General features: G+C 29.2%; 2 protein-coding genes. Both read left to right on the forward strand.

The window, feature by feature from the left end:
* Positions 1-137: 137 nt before the first annotated feature.
* Complete coding sequence (locus tag RBH29_RS17405) at positions 138-1,511, forward strand: ISNCY family transposase (protein WP_459076801.1); 1,374 nt, start codon at positions 138-140, stop codon at positions 1,509-1,511.
* A gap of 22 nt (positions 1,512-1,533) precedes the next feature.
* On the forward strand, positions 1,534-2,391 hold the full coding sequence (locus tag RBH29_RS17410; RefSeq protein WP_306698279.1) for a toprim domain-containing protein: 858 nt from the start codon (positions 1,534-1,536) through the stop codon (positions 2,389-2,391).
* Positions 2,392-2,610: the final 219 nt, after the last annotated feature.

The following is a 2,610-nucleotide window of genomic DNA, read 5'->3' on the forward strand; positions in this document are numbered from 1 at the left end:
TATGATTCATTTATGATAATGTCTTAATATAACACTTATGATTTTGTCCCAAAATAAAAAACAAAACTTATCGATATATATTGTGAAAAATAAAAATATATTGATGAGGTGATTTTATGAAAAAGGTGGAATTAAGCATGAACGAAAACAAGAAATATGAAATAATTAAAAAACTAGTTGAAACAAAAGGAAACAAAAAATCAGCAGCTTGTAAAATCGGTTGTACTATAAGAACTATAAATAGAATGATTAAAGGTTACATCAATGACGGAAAGGCTTTTTTTGTTCATGGCAATAAGGGTAGGAAACCTGCTCATACTTTGCCTGAAGACACTAAAAAACTAGTTAATGATTTTTATAGCACTAAATATAGCGATGCTAATTTTACTCATTTTAAAGAGCTTTTAGAAGAACGTGAAAATATTAATATTTCTAATAGTTCAGTTAGAAATATTCTAATGAAAAACTATATTCTTTCTCCTAAAGCACATAAATCTACAAAAAAAAGATTTAAAAAACTTCTAAAAGACATGCAGAAGCAACCAGGATTAAATAAAACGGAAACAAAAAAAATTAATTCAAGCCTTGTTGAAATTGAGAATTCTCACCCTAGAAGACCTAGAGCAGCTTACTATGGTGAACTTGTTCAAATGGATGCTTCTGTCCACTTATGGTTTGGGGATTCTAAAACTAACCTCCATATTGCTGTTGATGACTGTACCGGCAAAATTCTTGGTGCTTCCTTTGATAAGCAGGAAACACTAAACGGATACTATAATATTTTAAATCAAATTTTAATAAATCATGGAATTCCATATAAGTTTTTGACCGACAAACGTACTGTATTTGAGTACAACAATAAAAAAAATGCATCTCTTGAAGATGATACATTTACGCAGTTTGGATATGCCTGTAAGCAACTTGGTATTGAAATTCAATGTACAAGTGTAGCACAAGCTAAAGGTCGAGTAGAAAGAATATTTGAAACACTGCAATCACGCCTGCCCCTCGAAATGAGATTGGCAGGCGTGAAAGACATCAAGTCTGCGAATGAATTTTTAAACTCCTACATAAAAAAATTCAACGCAAGATTTGCTTTACAAGTTGATAATAGCAAATCTGTGTTTGAAAAACAACCCTCTGTTGAAGAAATTAATTTAATACTATCCGTTATTTCAAAACGAAAAATAGACAACGGTCATTGCATTAAATATAATAACAAATTTTTTATCCCTGTAAATAATCAAAATTCTCCAGTATATTATCGCAAAAAAACAGAAGCATTGGTAATAAAATCTTTTGACGGATCATTATATGTTAATATTAATGATACCATTTATGGATTAAATGAAATAGCCAAAAGACACACTTTATCAAAGAATTTTGATAACTTAAAAGAAAAACCTAAACAAAAAGCTAAATATATACCTCCAATTACTCATCCTTGGAAAAGAGATTCATTTTTAAAATATCTGAGTAAACAATCTCATTTGAAAAATAAGTCTGCTTAAAACCATTACTGGGAGGGTTTATATGAATAATAATTTAATAGTTCAATCTCGAAAGGCTAATCTTGTGGAATATCTCAGAAATAATGGATATATCCTTTTAAAAGAAGGTCGTCAATATAGAGTTAGAAATTACTCAGGATTAGTTGTTTCAAGGAATATGTGGTATAACCATCAATTATCAATCGGCGGTAACACTCTGGATTTTTTGATTAAAATCGAAAATATTCCTTTTAAAAAAGCTGTTGATATGCTTTCAACTGCTGAAATTAATCTAATTAAAGATATTAACACTACTAGAAACAATAGTCTTGTTCTGCCAAAGAGAAACATTGATGATAAAAGGGTAATTGCCTACCTTATCAAAACAAGGAGACTATCTTCTAGTGTTGTTATTCCTCTTATTAAACTTGGGCGTATTTATGAAGCACATCAAACACATAACTGTGTTATAACTGGTATAGATGAAAATCATTCAATTAGGTATGCTTTGCAAAGGTCTTGTTTTCCAAATAGCAACTTAAAATTTGAATCTAAAGGTTCTGATAAAAGATATTCTTTTAGTTTAGCAGGTTCTAATGATATTCTTTGTATATTTGAAAGCCCTATTGATTTATTAAGCTATAGGACTATTTACTTGCACTCAACAAGATTACAATCTCATATGCTTTCTCTTGGAGGCGTTTGTGATACTGCACTTAATTCATACCTTAATAGCAAGCCCCAAATCCATAAATTAGTGTTTTGTTTAGATAATGATAAATCTGGAATTCAAGCATATTCAAAGTTTTATAATATATATACCTCTAAGGGCTTTAAAGTTTACAAGAACTTTCCTAACATGAAAGACTGGAATTTACAATTATTAAACACAGCCGGATAGTTTAAATACTTTCTGCTTCCTACAAATAGTATATTTTATTTTTTTCTTTCCCACCCCGCATTTTTGTTTTGGGTTATTTTTCATGCCATTTTATTTAACTGATAAATCTGAGCTAATCTAAAGCTTAATTCAATTATAATACAATAAAAAAACATAAGAACCAAACAAATTAGTGCTTATGTTTTTATTTTTTTAGGACATTTTCAAAAATGCTTGACA

Origin of the sequence: Herbivorax alkaliphila (assembly GCF_030848475.1) — a bacterium.
In the GTDB taxonomy this organism is placed as follows: Bacteria; Bacillota; Clostridia; order Acetivibrionales; family Acetivibrionaceae; genus Herbivorax.

Excerpts from the sequence above, each read along its gene's own strand:
- RBH29_RS17410 (WP_306698279.1), top strand. The coding sequence starts at position 1,534 with ATGAATAATAATTTAATAGTTCAATCTCGAAAGGCTAATCTTGTGGAA.
- RBH29_RS17405 (WP_459076801.1), top strand. The coding sequence starts at position 138 with ATGAACGAAAACAAGAAATATGAAATAATTAAAAAACTAGTTGAAACA.